Below are 21,148 nucleotides of genomic sequence, written 5' to 3'. Positions count from 1 at the left end.
GCTGTAGTGGTAAATGATGTACTACAACGTTGTAATTGCTTAATTTGGCTCTACTAACTTAAACGATTACAAACTGTATGAAAAATTTTATTTTTAGCTTATTTGTGCTAATAATGCTTCCGGCATATGTGTCCGGACAGGCACAAGCAATTAAAGGAAAAGTAGTGGACAGTAGCGGAATGGGAATTCCAGGAGCGATAATCGCTTCATCTGATGCTAGAGCCACTGCAGACGCAGATTTCGACGGAAACTTTACAATCAATGCAAAACCTGGAGACATATTAAAAGTCTCTATGTTAGGTTTTGATCCAGTTTCTGTACCGGCAACTGCCGCACCAATGACCATTACTTTAAAAGAATCAGGTGATACTGAATTAAAAGAAGTTGTAGTTATTGGGTACGGTACAAGAAAAAAAGTGGATAATACTTCAGCTGTAAGTTCTATTAAATCTGAAGAAATTACCAAAATGAAAGTAATTAACGCTTCTCAAGCTATTCAAGGTAAAGCCGCTGGGGTTCAAGTAGCTACTTCTGATGCCCCTGGTAGTACACCTTCAATTGTTATTAGAGGGGTTGGTACTGCATTAGGAGGAAGAAGTCCATTATACGTTGTTGATGGTATGCCTACTGATAATATTAATAATATCAACGCAAATGATATTACTTCATATGAAGTTTTAAAAGATGCTTCTGCGCTTGCTATTTATGGTACGAGAGGTGCTAATGGGGTTATCATGATTACTACTAAAACAGGGAAAGGAAAACTTGTAGTAGATATTGACAGTTATGCTGGTTTTAGATCACCTCTAAAAAAGGTAAAAATGGCCAATGCTGACCAATACATTCAGTATAATAATGCAGCGTTTATCAGCCAGTTTCCTGCTGGTAGATTTTCTCAAAATCAGCTTTATAACACAAATTGGTTTGATGAGATAACAAAAACAGGAGTGTATACTCAAAATAATGTATCTCTTTCTGGATCGGGAGAAAATATTAAATACTTTTTTAGTGTAGGAAACTACGAAGAAGAAGGAATTTTGAAAGGAACTGAATATGGACGTACTACTTTTAGAAGTAATAATGAGTACAAAATTTCTGAGAAACTTAAAATTAGCCAAAATTTTAGTGTTAGTTCTATAAAAAACACACCAAAACCGATGTCTGCATTTACATCAGCTTACAGACAATCACCTTTAGTTCCTGTACGTTACCCTGACGGAAAATATGGAGTACCATTTATTTTGAATGGTGTTGTTGGTGAAACAGGTGATTCTTTTAACTCAGTTGGTAATCCTGTTGTTGCTTTAGATTATAATAATGAGCAGCAAAAAACGGTTATGCTTCAAGGTGGATTACGATTAGATTGGGATATAATCAAGTCATTGAAATTCACATCTCAATTTAATGGAGAATATTACACGTATAAGCAATATAATTTTGTAGACAATTTAGGTCTTTGGTTAGCAGCTGATCCAAGTAGAGTAGAATCTGCTTACGACAAAAAAAGTTTGAATACAAACACATTAACAAGAAATACAGACGATTATTTCAATTGGAATTTATCTAATTATTTTACATATAATAAGGTTTTTGGAGAAATTCACGATGTAGAAGTTACTGCTGGTATCGAAGCTAACGTTTTAGGTACAAGATCTAAAACGACTGCTGATATTAAGAATGTAAATCCTAATAGTAATTATTGGGGACTTGATGGTGTTGCCTATGCACAAAATGGAGGCGTTACTACCTATAAAGCTGTAAACGAAAATCAATCTAGATTAGCATCTTATTTTGCTCGTTTTCAATACAAATTAATGGACAGATACTTATTAACAGGTACTGTAAGACGTGATGGTTCTTCAAATTATTCAAGTGATTACCGTTGGGGTACATTCCCATCAATGGGTATTGGATGGATTGTAACAAAAGAAAGTTTCTTATCTGATATCAAAGGTTTAGATTTATTAAAACTGAGAGGTTCTTGGGGTAAATTAGGAAACCAAAAAGTGCCATTAAATATCCAGTCATTTACATCTGGAGTAGATTATAATGGTGGTTCAGGAACAACTATCAATTCTCAGATTGACCCAAGTTTATCATGGGAAATTGTAGAAGAAGCTTCTGCAGGTTTAGATGTTGAATTGTTTAATAGTAGATTAAAAGGATCATTTGATATTTATAGTAAAAATACTAACAATGCTATTTTGAATGTTAAGCCTTATTCTACATCAGGAATTACATTAGAATCTCCAACACATGTTGGTGAAGTAACTAATAAAGGTTTTGAAATCGCTTTACGTTGGGATGACAAAATTACAGATAACTTAAGTTACTGGATAGGAGGAAATTTTTCTCACAATAAAAATGAACTAGCTAGTTTAAAAAATGTTCAAATTGCAACAGTAAATGGTGGTTCATTAGGAAATGGTCAGGTTACAAAAATACTTGATAATACATCAGTTGGACAGCCTTTAGGAAGTTTCTATATGTATGAGTATGCCGGCGTTGATCCAGCAAACGGACAAATGTTATACTATACAGCAAACGGAAGTAAAGTGCCTCAAGGAGCTTTAGACCAAACTAAAGACAGAAAATATGTAGGTTCAGTTTTACCGACTTCTAATTATGGAGTTACTGTGGGATTAAATTATAAAAACATTGACTTTTCTGTTGACGGATATGGAGTAGGTGGATCAAAAGTTTATAACGGAAAAAAAGCACAGCGTTTTTATGGAGAAAATGTTGAAGCCTCTTTATTAAACAATATGTGGACTCCAACCAACACTACAGGTACTAATCCAGCACCATTTAATCAGGTTCCAGTTGCATCAACCTATTATTTAGAATCTGGAGATTTCTTCAGAATCAATAACATTACTTTAGGATATAAGCTTCCTCTAAAAGAAGAAGGTTTCATTAATTACTGTAGAATTTATGTAAATGCTATGAACCCTTTCATTACTCAAAAATATTCAGGATTCTCACCTGAAGTTTTAGGAGATGGTCAGTTAGTAACAGGTACTCAAGGAGTTGAGTTAGATGCTTATCCAGCGTTAAAGACATTTGTAGTTGGTGCAAACTTAAAATTTTAATATCATGAAACGATTATATATATCACTTTTTATACTTTCTGGTTTGTTTGTATCTGGATGTTCAGATGAATTTTTAGATGTAGATCAAACACAAAATATTCCTGCCGATCCTGCTTTAGTAGATAGTGATGCAGGTGCAACCTCAATGGTTGATGCAGTTTATAATATATTTTTATCTTGGGACATGTCTTCTTTTGCTTGGAACGGGGTTACCAGTATTATGACTGATGATGCCGATAAAGGTTCAGATCCCGGAGATACTGGTACTGATAAAGATGTTTTAGATGCGTTAACTTTTAATTCTTCAACACCATCTTTCAGTAGTATTTGGAATTATAATTATGCAGGTATCAACAGAGCAAATCAAGCATTAGCGATGTTTCCAAAGCTTACACAAGTAACTCCTGCTTTAAAAACCAGATTAGAAGGAGAGGCGAAATTTTTAAGAGCATTTATGTACTTTACTTTAGTTAAAGGATATGGTGGAGTTCCAATTGTAGACCATTTACCAGTTCCAGGAAATGATGACGATAGAATCATGCAGTTAACTCGTAAAACTCCAGCTGAGGTCTATGCTTTTATCGAGCAAGATTTAAATGATGCTATACAAGCATTACCATTAAAATCATCATATAGTGGAACAGACGTTGCACGTGCATCTAAAGGAGCAGCTTATGCTTTATTGGCTAAGGTTAATTTATATCAAAAAAATTGGCAAAAAGTAATTGACAATTGTGATAAAGTAACAGGTTATTCTTTAGTTTCGGACTATTCTTTACAATATAAAAAAGAAGGAGAATTTGGTGCAGAATCAATTTTTGAAATTAATGGAATTGGAGGAACTTCTTCTCCAGGATACGGAATCGGAAACTATACTGTATCTCAAGCGCCTAGAGGTGCTGGAGGATGGGGATGGGGTTTCAATACACCATCTCAAGGGCTTGCTAATGCTTATGAAGCAGGAGATGTAAGAAGAGCAGCAACGATTATTTTTAGAGGATCAGTTTTATACGATGGTAGAGAAGTAGCATCTACAGTTTCTAACCCAATGTATAATTATAAAGCGTATTCATCAGCATTTTATAACCAAGAATTTACAGATGTAAATCTTAGATATTTAAGATATGCTGAGGTAATTTTAATGAAAGCTGAGGCTCTAAATGAATTAGGACAAACTTCAGAAGCAATTCCTTTAATTAATCAGATTAGACACAGAGCTGGTCTAGGTGACACTCCAGCTACAGGTCAGTCAGATGTTAGAAAAGCAATTTACAAAGAAAGAAGATTAGAATTTGCTTTTGAGCATGATAGATGGTTCGATCTTGTAAGAACTGGACAAGCGGAAGCTGCGATGAAAGCAGATGTAAGCCCAGCTTTCCCTAATGGAAAAACATTTATAGTTGGTAAACACGAGTTGTATCCAATTCCTGCTACAGTTGTTCAGCAATCAGGAGGAGTAACAGTTCAAAACCCTGGTTACTAATTAAATCTTTAAAATCACTTCCTTCGATAGTTTGAAGGAAGTGATTATTTATTCAATATTAAATTTTTATAATGATTAGAATTTCAGTTTTATTTTTAGCTTTTACTTTTTTTAGTTGTGGATCAAATGTAGATAAGTCGAAAGGAAATGAAGAAGAAAATACTTCTGGCGTTGTTGCATTAACCGATGAGCAGCTTTTAGATGCCGTTCAAAAACAAACATTTAAATATTTCTGGGATTATGCAGAACCAAATTCGGGTTTAGCTAGAGAACGTTATCATCCAGATGGAATTTATCCTGAAAACGATTCTAATATCGTAACAACTGGTGGCTCAGGATTTGGATTAATGGCACTTGTTTCAGGAATGTCGCAAGGGTATATTACAAAAGAACAAGGAGTAGAAAGGCTTAACAAAATTGCAGACTTTTTAGGTAAAGCAGACCGTTTTCATGGAGCATGGTCACACTGGATTGATGGAAATACAGGAAAAGTAAAACCTTTTGGAACCAAAGATAATGGAGGAGACTTAGTTGAAACCTCGTTTTTGGTTGCAGGAATGATTACCGTTCGTGAATATCTTAAAGATGGTTCTGAAAAAGAAAAAGCGGTCGCTCAAAAATTTGATGCACTTTGGAAAGGAGTCGAATGGCAATGGTATACCAATCAAAAAAATGTTTTATATTGGCACTGGTCTCCGAGTTATGCTTGGGAGATGAACTTTCCACTACAAGGATATAACGAATGCCTTATCACATATGTAATGGCAGCGTCTTCGCCAACTCACAGTATTGAGGCAAAAGCGTATCATGAAGGATGGGCGAGAAGCGGAGGCATAGTTTCTTCAAAAACAAAATATAATATCCCTCTTATTTTAAAGCACAATGGTGCAGAAGAATTTGGAGGTCCGTTATTCTGGGCACATTATTCTTATGTAGGTTTAGATCCAAATCAATTGAGTGATCAGTATGCAAACTACTGGGATTTAAACGTAAATCAAACCAAAATCAATTATCAGTTTTGTGTTGAAAATCCGAATAAAAATGCAGGTTACGGACCAGATTATTGGGGATTAACAGCATCTTATTCTAGAAACCCTGATGGCTCTATCGGATACAATGCGCACATGCCAAGCAATGATCAAGGTGTGATTTCGCCAACAGCAGCAATCAGTTCAATTGTGTATACGCCAAAAGAATCAATGGCTTTAATTCGCAATTTATATGACAATCATAAGCAGGAAACTTGGGGAGATGCAGGTTTTTATGATGCTTTAAGTTTAGGAAATAAATGGGTGGCAAAACGATACTTAGCAATCGATCAAGGCCCAGAAGTGGTAATGATTGAAAACTACAGAACAGGTTTGTTGTGGAAATTATTTATGAACGCACCAGAAGTAAAACAAGGTTTAACAAAACTTGGATTTAAGTCTGGTAAATACGGGATTTAAGTTTCTATGAAAAATAAAATGGCATTTGTATTTCTATTATTTTCTATGATTGTATCGGCACAAACCGAAACGACAGGAAAAATTAATACAGTCATAATGTCTAAATATGAGTTGGGTTATGCATTGCATCGTCCTGCAAATACAAACGAGAAAAAACCAATGATTGTTTTTATTTCTGGGGATGGAGAAAAAGGAACTGATATTGAAAAGATCAAAATTCACGGTCCTTTAAAATATTTAAAAACGCATCAATTAGATGCTTATGTTTTGGCTCCACAGTGCAAAGAAGATGAAAATTGGGATATAGAATCTATTTATCAGCTGATAGTAAAAATTCAGAAAGAAAATAAAATTGATTCAGAAAGAATATATGTTACTGGTTTGAGCTCAGGAGGCTGGGCTTCATGGAATTTGGCTTTTGCACATCCTGATCTATTTGCCGCAAACGTACCTGTCGCTGGTTTTGTAGATTTAATTCAGTTAGAAAAAGCTTGTGAAATAGCCAATATTCCAACCAGAATTTTTCACGGATTACAAGATAATGTAGTCAATGTGAATTACGCAATTACAATTTATAACGAATTGAAAAAATGCAATGCAAAAGATGTGAAGCTGACTATTTTTGATGATGCAGATCATGACAGCTGGACAAGAGTCTATGACAATCCAGAGATTTACAACTGGATGTTTCAGCAGAAGAAAACAAATACAAACAAATAAATAAAATAGAATGAAAAACAAATTAGTCTTACTTTTTTTAGGATGTGCTGTTTTGGGTTACGCTCAAAAAAAGCCTTCTAAAAATACAGTGAAAATTAAACCAAGGTCTGAATTTGTGGCGGAGTTAATGTCAAAAATGACTTTAGACGAGAAATTGGGTCAATTAAACCTGCCAACATCTGGTGATATTACCACAGGGCAGGCGAATAGCTCAAATGTGGCAAAAAATATTGCTGAAGGTAAAGTGGGCGGTTTGTTCAACATTAAATCAGTTCAGAAAATCAAAGAAGTACAGAAAATTGCGGTTGAAAAAAGCCGTTTAAAAATTCCGTTACTTTTTGGAATGGACGTAATTCACGGTTACGAAACAACATTCCCAATTCCACTAGGATTGTCTTGTACTTGGGACATGGGCTTAATCGAAAGAAGTGCGCAGATTGCTGCTAAAGAAGCAAGTGCAGACGGAATCAACTGGACATTCTCTCCAATGGTTGATATTTCTCGTGATCCACGATGGGGAAGAGTTTCTGAAGGTTCAGGAGAAGATCCATACTTAGGAAGCCAGATTGCAAAAGCAATGGTAAATGGTTACCAGCAGCACGATCTTTCTAAAAATAACTCAATTTTAGCCTGTGTAAAGCACTTCGCATTATATGGAGCTCCAGAAGCGGGACGTGATTACAACACAGTAGATATGAGTCACATAAGAATGTTTAACGATTATTTTCCTCCTTACAAAGCGGCTGTTGATGCTGGTGTAGGATCTGTAATGGCTTCTTTTAACGAAGTTGATGGAATTCCTGCAACTGGAAACAAATGGCTAATGACAGATGTTTTAAGAAAACAATGGGGTTTCAAAGGATTTGTGGTAACAGACTTTACTGGTATTCCTGAAATGATCGAGCATGGAATGGGAGACTTGCAGCAAGTTTCTGCTCTAGCGATGAATGCAGGAGTTGAAATGGATATGGTTGGAGAAGGTTTCTTAGGAACTTTGAAAAAATCTTTAGATGAAGGAAAAGTGAAAATCGAAACAATCGACAATGCTGTTAGATTGATTTTAGAAGCAAAATACGATTTAGGATTATTCCAAGATCCATACAAATATTGTGACGAAAAAAGAGCTAAAACTGAAATTTTCACAATTGATAGCCGTAAAGAGGCACGTGAAATTGCCGCACAGTCTTTAGTATTATTAAAAAACCAAAATCAGCTTTTACCACTTAAAAAATCAGGAACAATTGGTCTAATCGGACCATTGGCTGATGCTAAAGAAAACATGCCAGGAACCTGGAGTGTAGCTACCAGAATGGAAAATGCTGTTTCATTATTAAGAGGTATTAAAGAAGTTGCAGGAGCAGGAACTAAAGTTTTGTATGCTAAAGGAAGCAATTTAGATTACGATGAAACTTTTGAAACGAATGCAACAATGTTTGGAAAAACATTACATCGTGATGCTCGTTCAAAAGAAGATTTATTAGCAGAAGCGTTAAAAGTAGCAGAGCAGTCAGATGTTATTGTTGCTGCTTTAGGAGAATCTGCAGAAATGAGTGGAGAATCAAGCAGCCGTACAAACTTAAGTATTCCTCAAGCACAAAAAGATTTATTAAACGCTTTATTAAAAACAGGAAAACCAGTTGTTTTAGTTTTATTTGACGGACGTCCATTGGTAATTACGGATGAAGAAAAAACAGTTCCTGCAATTTTAAACGTTTGGTTTGCTGGTACAGAAGCAGGTTATGCTATTGCTGATGTTTTATTTGGAGATGTAAATCCTTCAGGAAAATTAACTTCAACTTTCCCTAGAAGTGTTGGTCAATTGCCAATTTACTACGCACACAAAAATACCGGAAGACCGCTTTCTAACACAGAAGGGAAATTCGAAAAATTCAGATCAAACTATATTGACGAAAGAAACGAGCCTTTATTTCCATTCGGATTTGGTTTAAGTTACACCACTTTTGATTATTCAAACCTCAAAATTTCTTCTGATAAAATGAATGCTTCTGGAAAATTGAAAGTAACAGTTGATGTAACAAATACTGGAAATTTTGACGGAAAAGAAACAGTTCAATTATATATTAGAGATGTTGTAGGTTCTGTAACAAGACCAGTTAGAGAACTAAAAGGTTTCCAAAAAATAACACTTAAAAAAGGTGAAAAACAAACGGTAAGTTTTGATATTACTGTTGAAGATTTAAAATTTTATAACTCTGATTTACAATTCGTAGCAGAGCCTGGGCAGTTCGATATCTTCGTAGGAGGAAATTCAAACGCCGATAAGAAAGTTAGTTTTGAGTTAACTAAATAGTTGGTTTATTGATTAGTTAAAGGCCCTTCATATGGAGGGCTTTTTTTTAAACAGATGAACCTTTTTTGTAATTTTTTAACTACAGATTATTATGAATACTTTTAAAATATTAGGTGCTGTATGCCTTATTGCTTTTTCATCTTGTAAGGCACAAAAGAATGCAATTGTAGCACATCGCGGCGCATGGAAAAAGAATAATCTTCCTGAAAATTCAATTGCATCATTACGACATGCGATTGATTTAAAACTACCAGGTTCAGAATTTGATGTTTGGAGAACGGCAGATGATTCGCTTGTCATTAATCACGATGCACATTATAACAAATTGCTAATTGAAGAAACGAATTATGCAGATTTAATAAAGTTTAAACTTTCTAATGGAGAAAAACTTCCAACACTGTATGAGTATATTTCAGAAGGAATGCGAAATAACAAACACACACTTTTAGTCTGCGAAATTAAACCTTCAGAAATCAGTAAAGAAAGAGGACAAAAAACCGGTGTAGCAGCAGTCGAAACCATTACAAAATTAAAAGCCAATAAAAATACCTGCTACATCAGTTTTGATTATGATATTCTAAAGAAAATTAGAGAGATTGACCCCAAAACATCTTTACAATATTTAGAAGGAAATAAATCTCCAAAAGAAGTAAAGGCAGATAAAATTAATGGCGTAGATTTTCATTATTCCGTTTTTCAAAAGCATCCAGAATGGATAAAAGAGGCAAAGGATAATAAAATTCTTTTGAACGCTTGGACAGTTAATGATGCTGCAGTTATGGATTGGCTTATCGATCAGAAATTCAATTACATTACCACAAACGAACCTGAACTTTTAAGTGAAAGATTAAAAGCAAAAAAATAAACTTTCAGACTTTACAAACATTCTTACCATGAAAAAAATATATAAGCAATTTACACCTATGCTATTGTTTTCGATGCTTTTCGGAAGCAGTATTTTAGCACAAAGTTCTAGTAAAACAGAATGGTTTGATCCTAGCAGACCAGCCACAACGTATTGTAATCCAATTAATATTGGGTACAATTACACTACATTTAATCATAACAGAATTCCTGAATCCCGTCGTTCTAGCGCCGATCCTGTAATTATTACTTATAAAGGGGAATACTATCTGTTTGCAACGAATCAGGCTGGTTTCTTTTGGAGTAAAGATATGTCAGATTGGAATTTCGTTTACGGAAGTTTTCAGAGAGAACCGGGCGATGACGATCAATGTGCTCCAGCGGCTTGGGTAGTAAATGATACTTTATTTTATGTGGGTTCCACTTGGAAAAGAGATCACCCAATCTGGAAAACAGCCGATCCAAAATCAGGAAGATGGACTCGCCACGTAGACAAAGCAATGCTGCCAACTTGGGATCCAGCAATCTTTCAAGATGATGACAAAAAAGTCTATATGTACTACGGTTCAAGTGGAAAATTACCGCTTGTTGGAGTAGAAGTTGATTACAAAACTTGGCTTCCAAAAGGAAATCAAGCCGATTATGCGACTTTGTACAAAGCAACAGAAGTAGAAGATATTCAAAAACCTTACGGACAAATTAAAGAAGTGGCTATTTTAGATCCTTCAGCTCACGGATGGGAACGTTTTGGACCAAATAACGATATGGAACCTGCACCGTGGGGAAATTTCATTGAAGGAGCTTGGATGACAAAACATAACGGGAAATATTACATGCAATACGGAGCGCCAGCAACCGAATTTAAAGGCTATGCAAATGGAGTTCATGTTGGCGATAATCCATTAGGGCCATTTACCTATCAAAAACACAATCCGATGTCGTATAAACCGGGTGGATTTGTAATTGGAGCTGGGCATGGAAATACTTTTGCAGATAATTATGGAAACTATTGGAATACAGGAACATGTAAAATTTCTATAAAAGACCGTTTTGAACGTCGTATAGATATGTTTCCTGCTGGATTCGACAAAGATGATGTAATGTATTCTATTACAGCTTATGGAGATTTTCCAATTGTATTGCCAACATCTCAGCGCGACCAGACAAAAGGGGCTTCTTCTGGATGGATGCTGCTTTCGTATAAAAAACCAGTAACCGTTTCTTCTTCGGAAGAATGTATGGAAGTGGAAACCCACAGAATGGATCACGGAGGAAAAAAAGTGTATGAGAAATTCTGTTACGGGCCAGAAAATCTAACAGATGAGAACATTCAAACGTATTGGTCGGCAAAAACTAGCAATCCTGGTGAATGGCTTCAAATGGATTTAGGAAGACAGATGGAAATCAATGCGCTTCAAATCAACTATGCCGATCATAAAGCTGCACAGTATAATAAAGCAATGGACATTTATTATCAATATCAAATTTTCATGTCTGATGATGCCCAAAACTGGACTTTGGTGGTTGATAAATCTAAAAATGATAAAGATGCGCCACATGATTATGTAGAGCTTTCAAAATCAATAAAAGCACGTTACATTAAAATGGTAAATCTTCATAACGCATCTGGATTATTTGCAGTATCTGATTTTAGAGTTTTTGGTAATGGATTGGCCGCGAAACCAAAAGCCGTTGCAGCATTTAAAGTTGACCGAAATAAAGCAGATTCACGCAACGCCATGATTTCTTGGAAAAAGCAAAATGATGCTGTTGGATATAATATTTACTACGGAATTTCACCAGATAAATTATACAATAGCATTATGGTTTACGGAGACAGTAGTTATGATTTTAGAGGTCTTGATAAAGGAACGAAATATTACTTTACTATTGAGCCTTTTAATGAAAACGGAATCGGTACAAAAAATAAGATTATAGAAATAAAGTAAATTTTATTTATTGAATTTTTAAAAGCCCTTATTGCAAATTGAAGGATTTGTAATAAGGGCTTTTTTTATGAAAAGCCTGTGGAAAAACTCTGACAGTTCTTTATATTTTTTGTTTCTTTGTGAAATAAGCCGGTAAAACGGAACATAACCCAAAATGTTATAAAAACTATGAAAAAAACGATTCTTTTAACTGCTTTAGTTTTAAACGGATTGACATTGTTTGCGCAGTCAAATGATGAAAAAAACATCAAATTATTTTATAAGAAAGCTTTAACCGAAGCTAAATGTTATTCTTGGCTTGAATATTTGTCAAATGATATTGGAAGCCGTTTATCTGGATCAAAAGGTGCTGTAGAAGCAGTTGAGTACACTAAGAGACAATTAGAAAGCCTAGGTTTAGATAAAGTATATTTACAAGAAGTAATGGTCCCTCACTGGGTTCGCGGGGAAAAAGAAACAGCCTACATTCTTGACGGAAAAGTAAAAACTACAGTGCCTATTTGCGCATTAGGAGGTTCTGTTGCAACACCAAAAACAGGACTTACAGCAGAAATAATCGAAGTTCAGGGAATAAAAGAATTAAATGAGCTTGGAGCAGATAAAGTAAAAGGAAAAATTGTGTTTTATAACAGACCAATGAACCCTGAAAATATCGAAACTTTTACATCTTACGGAGCGTGTGTTGATCAAAGATATGCTGGTGCAAAAGAAGCAGCTAAATTAGGAGCTGTAGGAACAATTGTTCGTTCAATGAATTTACGTTTAGATGATTTTCCTCATACAGGAGCGCAAAGCTATGGCGATCTTCCAAAAGAGCAATATATCCCAACAGCAGCAATCAGTACCAACGGAGCTGAATTATTAAGTAAATCTTTAAAAGTAAATCCTGCTTTGAAATTTTATTTTAAACAATCTTGCGAAACGCTTCCTGATGCATTGTCATATAACGTAGTAGGAGAGTTAACAGGAACTGTAACACCACAAAACATTATGGTAGTGGGTGGTCACTTGGATTCTTGGGATTTAGCTGATGGTTCTCACGATGATGGAGCAGGAGTGGTGCAGAGCATGGAAGTAATCCGTATTTTGAAAAACTTAAATTACAAGCCTAAAAATACAATTCGTGTAGTATTATTTATGAATGAAGAAAACGGAGGAAAAGGTGGTGCGAAGTATGAAGAAATCTCAAAACAAAATAAAGAAAACCACATTTTTGCTTTAGAAAGCGATTCTGGTGGATTTTCTCCAAGAGGATTTTCAATTGAAGCTGATGATGTTAATTTGAAAAAAATCCAAGGATATAAAGATCTTTTTGAGCCTTATTTAGTACACAGTTTTACAATTGGACACGCAGGTTCAGATATTAGTCATTTAACGTCTCAAGCGATTGTAAAAGCGGGCTTAAAACCAGATTCTCAACGTTATTTCGATTATCACCATGCAGCAAATGATAAATTTGATGCTATCAATAAAAGAGAGCTGGAATTAGGAGCAGCAACCATGACAACCTTGATGTATTTGTTAGATCAAAACGGGATTACGCTTCCAGCAGCAAACTAAAATCCTGAATAAAAGATATTTAAAACCGCGAAGTTTATTCGCGGTTTTTTTTATTTAAAATTTCATTACAACCAAATAATACAAAAAGGTGATAGGTATATTCGAAAGAACCATCAAAATCTTGAAACCAATATCTTTTCGATAATTTGGAAGATGTATAAATCTTTCGGTTAAATGGAAAAGCATAATCGAATTAACAATAATAGCCGACAATGCAAACGGCCAAGCAATAATTAAAACAATCGATTTTTCGTTTGAAATACTATAAAGCATAAACAGAATCGTACTGATTACGAATGTTCCTAAAGCTAATTCAAGAGATTGTTTTTCTTGAAATGGTTTATGAATTGTTTTCATGATTTTTAAATTTTAAAAGTTTGCTGAATAGTTTGAACAGGTATAAAAAGCATTTTTGAAAAATCGAGATAATGAAACGGAAGCGCCTTTTTTCCTCTTTTATACTGCTGAATGAAATAATGCATCCTCTTCGGATAAAAAATAGTTCCAGAGGCAATCACCAAAAACAAATACAAGCTTTTCTTTCCATTTCCTAAGAGATAATATTGCATTCCGATTTCTTCATAAACCGAAATTCCGGTATTCGTTAAAACATGGATAATATCGTGATCCTCCAGTTTTTCCTGAATATCAAAATGATTTCTATTTAGAAAATTTCCAAGACCAAAACCCAGGCTTCCTTCCGGATAATGTAATAAAGAAGCTTGGTCGATATCCCAAGGTTCATTTTTCTTGAAATATTTTTGATAGGGTTTTTTAGAACATTCATACAATTTCTCAATTAGAAAATCTCTCATAAAATAATTTTTAAAAAGTTCTTTGAATTTCAAAGTTAAAAACTGAATAAAAAGCCAGAATTGTAAAAGACCAGCTTTATATAAATTATTGTTTAATATTTATGTTATATAAGTTCTAAATATTCTTTTATAGAACTCGTCAATTCATTTTGATTAATTTCTTTATAATTAATATCGAAAAATGGATAATGCAGTGTTAGCAATGTATTGTTTTTCATATCAATATTAAAAGTAGTATCATTTTTGAATGAAACACCTGTAACATTAACTTTTTCTTTCCAAATAGCCAAAGCATCATTATCTCCTAGAACATTCATAACGGCATGCAGTATAGTATGCGTAAGTTTAATAAGCCTGTTTAATATTTTGCCGTCTTCAGGAAGATCCATAGCAGTAATGCTCATTGGCATGTTGTATTTTTCGAGTATTTGATCTCCAAAATCCTTAAATGTTCTCAATACTTCCAGTTTGCCAGAAGTCTCATATACATTTGATACAACTGTTCCTAGTGAAAAAATATCTACAATATCATGTGCACCTGAAATTACAATTGATTCTAGTGCGTGTATTGGAATATATAAAATATTATCATCGAAAATCCATTTCTCTGTATATAACCCAAATAAAGCAATATTCTCTTTGTTGTATTTTGTGATACTTATATTTAGAATTTTAACATTATAACTCCTTCCCGAAACGGTAACAATTTGTAAAAATGTATCCGGCGATTTCTCTAATATATATTCAAGAAGATTAAATTTATCCGCGGCTGAAAATTGCTGCATTCTATTGTAATCCATCTTACATTTTAGAAGATAAAAATTCAACTAAAAAATTAGATCGATCAGAAACATTATCCATGTTGGTAAAAGGTTCATGATCTATAGTTAATACCTTTTCTGAATATGAATAGGCACTTTCATAATAAGAAACACCTTCTTCATTTTTCACAATAATTTTCTTTAATGTTTCTTTAAGTGCTTCCTTTCCAAGATCGTCCTTAGTAATTTCTTTCAATGCATTTATTACGGGCATGAAATAAACCTTAGTAAATCCTTCTTCAAATAAATGAGAATGATCATTTACGGCAAGTGTGTCCCACTTTACATCAAATTCAATTTCGTAACCTGCAATTTGATTTATTTCTGATACCAATGCATTATACTTGTTATCTTGATATTCTTTTACTGCTCTTTTTTCTAAAAGTCCCATGATTAAATTTTTTTAAATTATCTGCAAAAGTATTTTGATTTAAAAAGCTTAATGAGACATAAAAGGCATAATTATGATAAAATAAGCTTTTTTATCCTCTGGATATTAGTAGGTATCGATTACTGTTTTTAATAAATTAGAATCCGAAATATCAGAAGGAGTAACCACTTTTTCTTCCAGTGGAATATCATTTCCATAACGCTCCTTTAATATCTTTTGTACTCTAGGATCTTCCAAATTAAATTCTTTCATTTCACGCAGTTTAGACAACTCAATTCCAGCATTTTTATAGATTTTCCAAATTAATTCAGAACAGTACATTCGGTTATCTGTCCATTCAAAATAGGCATCATATTCTTTACCATCAAACTGCTGACTATAGTCTTTCATTTTTTGTAAAACAACGGGAGTCAAAACTGAAGCATCTTTTAATCTTTTAACCACATATTTATTTCCTTTCCCATGCTGAATCCATTCTTCCACTGGAGTTAGTTTTACGGGTTGAACAGCTTCAAAAACAAACCACTTTCCGTTGAGGTTATAAATAATTCCACAATGTGAGAACTTCGAATTGGTTGCAATACGAACGGCTTCGCATTGCTTAGATTCAGAAGTTTGAAAAATAAGATCACCGTCTTTAAACTTGCTGGCAACTGTTTTTTCAGGTTTTGTTCCTGTAAATGGATTGTTAGGAAAAACTTTTATGGCCACAAACCAGGCACATCCAAAACTTAGTATAAAGGTTATGAGTGGAAATAGATATTTATTCTTTTTCATAAAGCGTTTTTTAAAGTACTTTGAGTTACAAAGTAAATAATAAAAAAAATAGTTACCAAATAAATGATAACTATTTTTTTTGAATATATTTTTGAGACTTTTAGATTCTAAAAATACCGCCTACAGCCACAATTTTCTGAAAGAAATAAAAGTGCTGAGAAGCTTTATCTTCGTTGCTTACCGTTGTTCTAATGTCTTTCATGTCGATATAACCGCCTTTTAATTCACCTTGAATATAGAAGTGCTTAAAGAAAGTAACATTTAAACCTGCTTTCGCAGAAACTCCGTAACCAGAAGTATGAAAATCGTCATGGCGCTCCTTACCTAAAAGTGTAGTATTGGTTTTAGGATATAAAATTCCAGCTCCAAGACCTTCAGTTAAGTTAATCTGAACTTTATCAATATTAGGAAGACGAAATATTTTTGAAATATCATCGAATCTTGAAACCTCAGTATTAATATAGTTTAAACCATCTGTATGTTCGTACATTAAAAAAGCAGGACCGTTTGGAGGTGTAACACCATTGTCATAACCACCTTCTTGAGCTCCACCTTGAGACATATCTACAGGCGTATGGTTGTAATTTCCATTGTAAATATGAGCAGGATCGTCTGCAGGTAGATTGATGTTTCCAGTAACGTTTGCAATTTGGTTTTGTGTCATTACATATTTCATGTGGTCCACACCAATTGTTACGCTGTAATGATCACTAAAGAAATATCCCAATCTCAAATTGGTTTGCGGAATAGTCATATTCGCCGGATTAATATAATCCACATGCCATCCTTTTGGTTTGTCATGAGCTTTCATATCTTCAACCGTGAAATTGTAATCTTTACCTCTGAAGTTTACATCAGATTTTGAGTAGCTATCTCTGTTACCGCCCCACATAATAAAGAATTTTCCTTTATTGTGAGCAGTATATTTTTGTACAGGTATTTCTTCCTGAGCAAATGTGTTTAAAGAAACACAAGCCAGTAAGAAAAATAAAAATTTTGTTTTCAAAGAACTTAAGTATTATAATTATTAGAATGAGTTAACGGTTTTTCTAATAGCAACTAATTTATTCATTAAGCCTTCGAAATAATCTAAATGAAGCATATTAGCACCATCACTTTTTGCATTTGCAGGGTCAAAGTGTGTTTCGATAAAAATACCATCTACACCAACTGCAATACCTGCTTTTGCCACTGTTTCAATCATATCAGGTCTTCCGCCTGTAACACCAGCGGTTTGATTTGGTTGCTGTAATGAGTGTGTAACGTCTAAAACGGTAGATGCATATTGCTGCATAGTAGGAATTCCTCTAAAATCAACGATCATATCCTGGTAGCCAAACATGGTTCCGCGGTCTGTTACCATAACGTTTTCATTGTTACAGTCCAGTACTTTTTGAACAGCGTGTTTCATGCTTTCTGGACTCATGAATTGTCCTTTTTTTAGATTAACTGTTTTTCCAGTATTGGCTGCTGCAACAACTAAATCTGTTTGACGAACTAAAAATGCAGGAATCTGCAGTACGTCAACGTATTGTGCAGCCATATCAGCATCTTCGTTTGTATGAATATCAGTAACGGTTGGAATGTGAAAGGTTTCTGAAACTTTTCTTAAAATTTTTAAGGCTTTTTCGTCTCCAATTCCAGAAAAGCTATCAATTCTAGATCGGTTAGCTTTTTTGAAAGATCCTTTGAACACATAAGGAATCTGAAGATTGTCGGTAATACCAACTAATTTCTCAGCAATTCGAAGCGCCATTTCTTCTCCTTCAATAGCGCAAGGTCCCGCCAGTAAAAAGAAATTCCCGCTTTCAGTATGCTTGATTTGTGGAATATGTTGTAAGTTCATAAAATTATTTTTTTGCAATGCAAAGGTAGTTATGATTTATGAGTTTCAGATGAAGATTTAAGATTATTTTATGACTTCATAAAGTTAATTATGTAGTTATTTTCTTTCTTTTTTAATAAGGATTGTTTTACGATTCTCTAACTATAATTTTTCTTTCCTCCATTTTTTAATTAAAAATTGAATTAAAATAACCATAAGAAGGACACATAGTAAAAAGAAACAGGCCATGGTAATTCCTAAAAGAGGCATGCCGCATCTGGCTGGATTTGGATATTGTTCGTATTGCTTTGTAAAATTATAATCGGAAATTTTGAAAGCGATATAAGAAAGTATTATATGAGAAATTATAGTAATAATAGAGATTCTGCCAAACTTTAATGAATTTTTATGCTGAATAGACTTAGTCCCCACTATTAACTGCAATACAAGCGGTACAAGAATTAATATAAATGGCGTAATTTCCAACATATTTAAATATTTTCTTATTCCTTTTTCAGACTCAATCCCATCGGAACCATTAAAATTCCTTTTTCATATACATTTAAATAAAGCGTTATTGGCTTTTTTTGTCCTTCCCAAGTTAATTCGTAAACATTTAAAAATCCAGCTCCCATGTCGCTTCTTTTTGTTGGAAAAGGGCAGCAGGTTTCTAAGCGTTTAAAAGTAATTTTTTCACCATTTGGACCCGCTAATGCATTTAAAAAACGTACTTCGTTTTCGGCTTCATTTCTAGTATTTCTGAAGAATATATTTACGGGATAATCAGGATCGTATCCGTATTTTTTGTCTTTGCTGAATTGTGAAATTACAAACGTGTTATTTCTGCTTAAAATTAAATCAGGCGCATTATCATCAACATTTTTTAAAGTAGATTTTGTGCTGATACAAGAAGTTACCGTAACTAATAAAACAAGGAATACGATTATTTTTTTCATGGTAGAAAGGTTATTTTGGTCTTACAAATGTAAAAGGTTTTTTTATCGCAAACAGCAAGAGTTAAAGTAATTTTTATTACAGTTTAAAACTTGTAAAAATTGATTTAGTCTTTCTCTTTTCGGTTTAGTTTGATTATTCCTGTTACAATCAGATATTGTGCCACAAGATAAGTCAGCATAATAAAAAATGAACTTTTCCAGAGAGGATTGTAAAATTTATTGACAGCCAATATGCTGTCTGAAATTACAAAAAACAAAGCACCCAAAAATACGAGTTGATTTGCTGGTTTCGGCCAGATCAAAAGTCCGTTGTAAGCAAACAAAAGCATTATTGAAATAACCGAAGCGTAGACGATTACTGGAATTTTTAAATCACCTAAAGAAGGCAGTAAAATAGAAAGCATTGCAATTAAATAGCCTGCAATGATAATGCTTCCTACAACAAAAAAAGAGATGTTTTTTCGAACTCTTTCTTTTATCTGACGATTAAAAAGAACACAATACAAGATATGAGCAATTAGAAAAGAAACTAACCCAATAATGAAATAGATTTCTGAAATATCAGCAAAGAGTAAAATAACATCGCCAATCCAAGAGAAAAATAGGGCGGCTAAAAGAATTTTTCGAGTTGCAAATTTTTTATTAAAATAAACACCAATTGTCAATAAAGGTATTAATATGGGTTTTAAATAATAATCAAAATTTTCGTGTCCTAAGAATAAAAGAAGCAGATAGAGAAAACTAAAGGCTGTAAAGATTTTAAAGAAAAGATTTTTTTTCATTGTTGGTTTGGTTTTGATTGGTTTGGTTTTGATTGGTTTGGTTTTGATTGGTTTGGTTTTGATTGGTTTTGAAATCAATTGTTACAAAGTAAATGCTTATCAAAAACGACAAGACTAAATAGCTTAAAACGATATAATTACTTAAATGAAAAATTGAGTTTAAACCAAACCAGTCACCATAATAGGTGATAATACCAATTGCAGATACTAATCTAAAACCTTCCCAAAATATGGCATATCGGCTTTTATCCATAAGTTCAGAATTGCTGTAGATGGTTATCAAAATAAAAAATCCATAGATAAATATATTTGGAAGACCAATTGTGGCAATATTATCAAACAGATAACTCACAAATAAAAGCGTTATCAAAATCTGAATAACCGACCAGTAAATAAGTTTTTTAGAATTATTGGTACCATATTTTTCAAAATCAAATACATTTTCGATTTTGTATACTGGATATTTTTCATCGAAATCTGCTGGACGCCATCCTGTTGGTTTAAACCAGATTGTGAGTTTGTCTTTCCAGTTTTCGGCGCGCCAGGCATCTTTAATCAATAAAGTCAAATGCTGAAAATTAATTTTTACAGGATTCCATGTATGAGCAGGTCTAGTGATTCCAAACACAGGAGGAACATCGTCTAATTCTTCTTGAAAAGTACCAAACCATTTATCCCAAAAAATAAATATTTGTGAATGGTTCTTATCTAAATATTCGGGATTTATAGCATGATGAACCCTATGATGAGAAGGCGTAACAATAATGTGTTCTAGAAATCCCAATTTTTTGATATGTTTTGTATGATACCAAAATTGTAAAAACAAATGCAGTGGAAGAGTGATAGCAATAACAGAAGCAGGAACGCCTAGAAGAGCAGCCGGAATCAGTAAAAAAGTAAATAAATTGGCTAAACTAGCAATAGGCTGGCGGAGTGCGCAGGCCAGATTAAATTCTTCGCTGCTATGATGTATCGCGTGTTTGTTCCAGAAAAAGTTAATTTGATGAGCAAATCTATGGCTCCAGTAACCGTAAAAATCAATTACAAAAAAAGCAATGATGTAAGATATAACGCTAGGCTCTTGATGAAAAATGGCAATTTTGGAAACCATCCATTCATAGGAAAGAAAAGTAACGCTTAAACCTAAAACGTCTTTAACAGAATTGGTTATTCCAGAACTAATGCTCGATACACTGTCGATTAAAGGAGCAGTGTCGTTTTTTTTATAAATGCCGTATATTTTTTCAATAATAATTAGGGCTAAAAAAACCGGCATTGCGATAATTAATATCTTTCCGTATTCTTCCATAAAAAAAGCATTCTATTTATGTCAAATATAGAATAAAATAGAATG

The 21,148-nt window shown here is 33.6% G+C and carries 18 protein-coding genes; 8 read left to right on the top strand and 10 right to left on the bottom strand.

Translation table 11 applies throughout. The features are described 5' to 3' along the window. Positions 1-77 precede the first annotated feature (77 nt). The 8 genes from J0383_RS01820 (at position 78) to J0383_RS01785 (ending at position 13,427) form a co-directional block, all read left to right on the top strand. A complete protein-coding gene (locus J0383_RS01820; protein WP_207296752.1) occupies positions 78-3,092 on the top strand; it encodes a SusC/RagA family TonB-linked outer membrane protein in 3,015 nt (1,004 codons plus the stop codon). 4 nt (positions 3,093-3,096) lie between these two features. Next, entirely contained in the window at positions 3,097-4,575 is a 1,479-nt protein-coding gene (locus J0383_RS01815; RefSeq protein ID WP_207296751.1) for a RagB/SusD family nutrient uptake outer membrane protein, read from the top strand. A 71-nt stretch (positions 4,576-4,646) separates the two neighbouring features. Next, positions 4,647-6,023: a glucoamylase family protein gene (locus J0383_RS01810; RefSeq protein ID WP_207296750.1), complete on the top strand. Its 1,377-nt coding sequence runs from the start codon at positions 4,647-4,649 to the stop codon at positions 6,021-6,023. 6 nt (positions 6,024-6,029) lie between these two features. After that, positions 6,030-6,743: a carboxylesterase family protein gene (locus J0383_RS01805; protein WP_207296749.1), complete on the top strand. Its 714-nt coding sequence runs from the start codon at positions 6,030-6,032 to the stop codon at positions 6,741-6,743. A gap of 10 nt (positions 6,744-6,753) precedes the next feature. Continuing rightward, a complete protein-coding gene (bglX, locus tag J0383_RS01800) occupies positions 6,754-9,054 on the top strand; it encodes a beta-glucosidase BglX (RefSeq protein ID WP_207296748.1) in 2,301 nt (766 codons plus the stop codon). 91 nt (positions 9,055-9,145) lie between these two features. After that, a complete protein-coding gene (locus tag J0383_RS01795) occupies positions 9,146-9,919 on the top strand; it encodes a glycerophosphodiester phosphodiesterase family protein (protein WP_207296747.1) in 774 nt (257 codons plus the stop codon). Positions 9,920-9,947: 28 nt separating this feature from the next. Continuing rightward, positions 9,948-11,867: a discoidin domain-containing protein gene (locus J0383_RS01790; RefSeq protein ID WP_207296746.1), complete on the top strand. Its 1,920-nt coding sequence runs from the start codon at positions 9,948-9,950 to the stop codon at positions 11,865-11,867. Between the two features lie 168 nt (positions 11,868-12,035). Next, positions 12,036-13,427 carry a M20/M25/M40 family metallo-hydrolase gene (locus tag J0383_RS01785; RefSeq protein WP_207296745.1) on the top strand — a complete coding sequence of 464 codons (1,392 nt, stop codon included), beginning with the start codon at positions 12,036-12,038 and terminating at the stop codon, positions 13,425-13,427. A 54-nt stretch (positions 13,428-13,481) separates the two neighbouring features. Here the strand turns inward: J0383_RS01785 and J0383_RS01780 are convergent, their stop codons facing one another. The 10 genes from J0383_RS01780 to J0383_RS01735 form a co-directional block, all read right to left on the bottom strand. Then, on the bottom strand, positions 13,482-13,784 hold the full coding sequence (locus J0383_RS01780; RefSeq protein WP_207296744.1) for a hypothetical protein: 303 nt from the start codon (positions 13,782-13,784) through the stop codon (positions 13,482-13,484). Between the two features lie 5 nt (positions 13,785-13,789). Beyond that, entirely contained in the window at positions 13,790-14,242 is a 453-nt protein-coding gene (locus J0383_RS01775; RefSeq protein WP_207296743.1) for a hypothetical protein, read from the bottom strand. A gap of 104 nt (positions 14,243-14,346) precedes the next feature. Continuing rightward, the gene (locus tag J0383_RS01770; RefSeq protein WP_207296742.1) at positions 14,347-15,042 is read right to left on the bottom strand and encodes a hypothetical protein; all 696 of its coding nucleotides are present in this window, start codon (positions 15,040-15,042) and stop codon (positions 14,347-14,349) included. Between the two features lies 1 nt (position 15,043). Beyond that, positions 15,044-15,454 carry a hypothetical protein gene (locus J0383_RS01765; protein ID WP_207296741.1) on the bottom strand — a complete coding sequence of 137 codons (411 nt, stop codon included), beginning with the start codon at positions 15,452-15,454 and terminating at the stop codon, positions 15,044-15,046. 105 nt (positions 15,455-15,559) lie between these two features. Further along, positions 15,560-16,231, bottom strand: coding sequence for a YiiX family permuted papain-like enzyme (locus J0383_RS01760; RefSeq protein WP_207296740.1), 672 nt, complete (start codon positions 16,229-16,231; stop codon positions 15,560-15,562). 100 nt (positions 16,232-16,331) lie between these two features. Then, a complete protein-coding gene (locus J0383_RS01755; RefSeq protein ID WP_207296739.1) occupies positions 16,332-17,237 on the bottom strand; it encodes a hypothetical protein in 906 nt (301 codons plus the stop codon). A gap of 21 nt (positions 17,238-17,258) precedes the next feature. Further along, entirely contained in the window at positions 17,259-18,077 is an 819-nt protein-coding gene (gene kdsA / locus J0383_RS01750) for a 3-deoxy-8-phosphooctulonate synthase (RefSeq protein ID WP_207296738.1), read from the bottom strand. A 482-nt stretch (positions 18,078-18,559) separates the two neighbouring features. Further along, complete coding sequence (locus J0383_RS01745; RefSeq protein ID WP_207296737.1) at positions 18,560-19,012, bottom strand: lipoprotein; 453 nt, start codon at positions 19,010-19,012, stop codon at positions 18,560-18,562. 104 nt (positions 19,013-19,116) lie between these two features. Then, positions 19,117-19,794, bottom strand: coding sequence for a lysoplasmalogenase (locus J0383_RS01740; protein ID WP_207296736.1), 678 nt, complete (start codon positions 19,792-19,794; stop codon positions 19,117-19,119). Continuing rightward, entirely contained in the window at positions 19,772-21,103 is a 1,332-nt protein-coding gene (locus tag J0383_RS01735; RefSeq protein ID WP_207296735.1) for a sterol desaturase family protein, read from the bottom strand. Before J0383_RS01735 ends, J0383_RS01740 begins: the two co-directional genes overlap by 23 nt. Positions 21,104-21,148: the final 45 nt, after the last annotated feature.

The sequence above is a fragment of the Flavobacterium endoglycinae genome, assembly GCF_017352115.1.
In the GTDB taxonomy this organism is placed as follows: Bacteria; Bacteroidota; Bacteroidia; order Flavobacteriales; family Flavobacteriaceae; genus Flavobacterium; species Flavobacterium endoglycinae.
The sequence above is the reverse complement of the archived record's forward strand: the minus strand, read 5'-3'. Positions and strand labels throughout refer to the sequence as shown.

Coding starts and splice junctions, on each gene's coding strand:
- J0383_RS01820 (WP_207296752.1), top strand. CDS start 78: ATGAAAAATTTTATTTTTAGCTTATTTGTGCTAATAATGCTTCCGGCA.
- J0383_RS01815 (WP_207296751.1), top strand. CDS start 3,097: ATGAAACGATTATATATATCACTTTTTATACTTTCTGGTTTGTTTGTA.
- J0383_RS01810 (WP_207296750.1), top strand. CDS start 4,647: ATGATTAGAATTTCAGTTTTATTTTTAGCTTTTACTTTTTTTAGTTGT.
- J0383_RS01805 (WP_207296749.1), top strand. CDS start 6,030: ATGAAAAATAAAATGGCATTTGTATTTCTATTATTTTCTATGATTGTA.
- bglX (WP_207296748.1), top strand. CDS start 6,754: ATGAAAAACAAATTAGTCTTACTTTTTTTAGGATGTGCTGTTTTGGGT.
- J0383_RS01795 (WP_207296747.1), top strand. CDS start 9,146: ATGAATACTTTTAAAATATTAGGTGCTGTATGCCTTATTGCTTTTTCA.
- J0383_RS01790 (WP_207296746.1), top strand. CDS start 9,948: ATGAAAAAAATATATAAGCAATTTACACCTATGCTATTGTTTTCGATG.
- J0383_RS01785 (WP_207296745.1), top strand. CDS start 12,036: ATGAAAAAAACGATTCTTTTAACTGCTTTAGTTTTAAACGGATTGACA.
- J0383_RS01780 (WP_207296744.1), bottom strand. CDS start 13,784: ATGAAAACAATTCATAAACCATTTCAAGAAAAACAATCTCTTGAATTA.
- J0383_RS01775 (WP_207296743.1), bottom strand. CDS start 14,242: ATGAGAGATTTTCTAATTGAGAAATTGTATGAATGTTCTAAAAAACCC.
- J0383_RS01770 (WP_207296742.1), bottom strand. CDS start 15,042: ATGGATTACAATAGAATGCAGCAATTTTCAGCCGCGGATAAATTTAAT.
- J0383_RS01765 (WP_207296741.1), bottom strand. CDS start 15,454: ATGGGACTTTTAGAAAAAAGAGCAGTAAAAGAATATCAAGATAACAAG.
- J0383_RS01760 (WP_207296740.1), bottom strand. CDS start 16,231: ATGAAAAAGAATAAATATCTATTTCCACTCATAACCTTTATACTAAGT.
- kdsA (WP_207296738.1), bottom strand. CDS start 18,077: ATGAACTTACAACATATTCCACAAATCAAGCATACTGAAAGCGGGAAT.
- J0383_RS01745 (WP_207296737.1), bottom strand. CDS start 19,012: ATGAAAAAAATAATCGTATTCCTTGTTTTATTAGTTACGGTAACTTCT.
- J0383_RS01740 (WP_207296736.1), bottom strand. CDS start 19,794: ATGAAAAAAAATCTTTTCTTTAAAATCTTTACAGCCTTTAGTTTTCTC.
- J0383_RS01735 (WP_207296735.1), bottom strand. CDS start 21,103: ATGGAAGAATACGGAAAGATATTAATTATCGCAATGCCGGTTTTTTTA.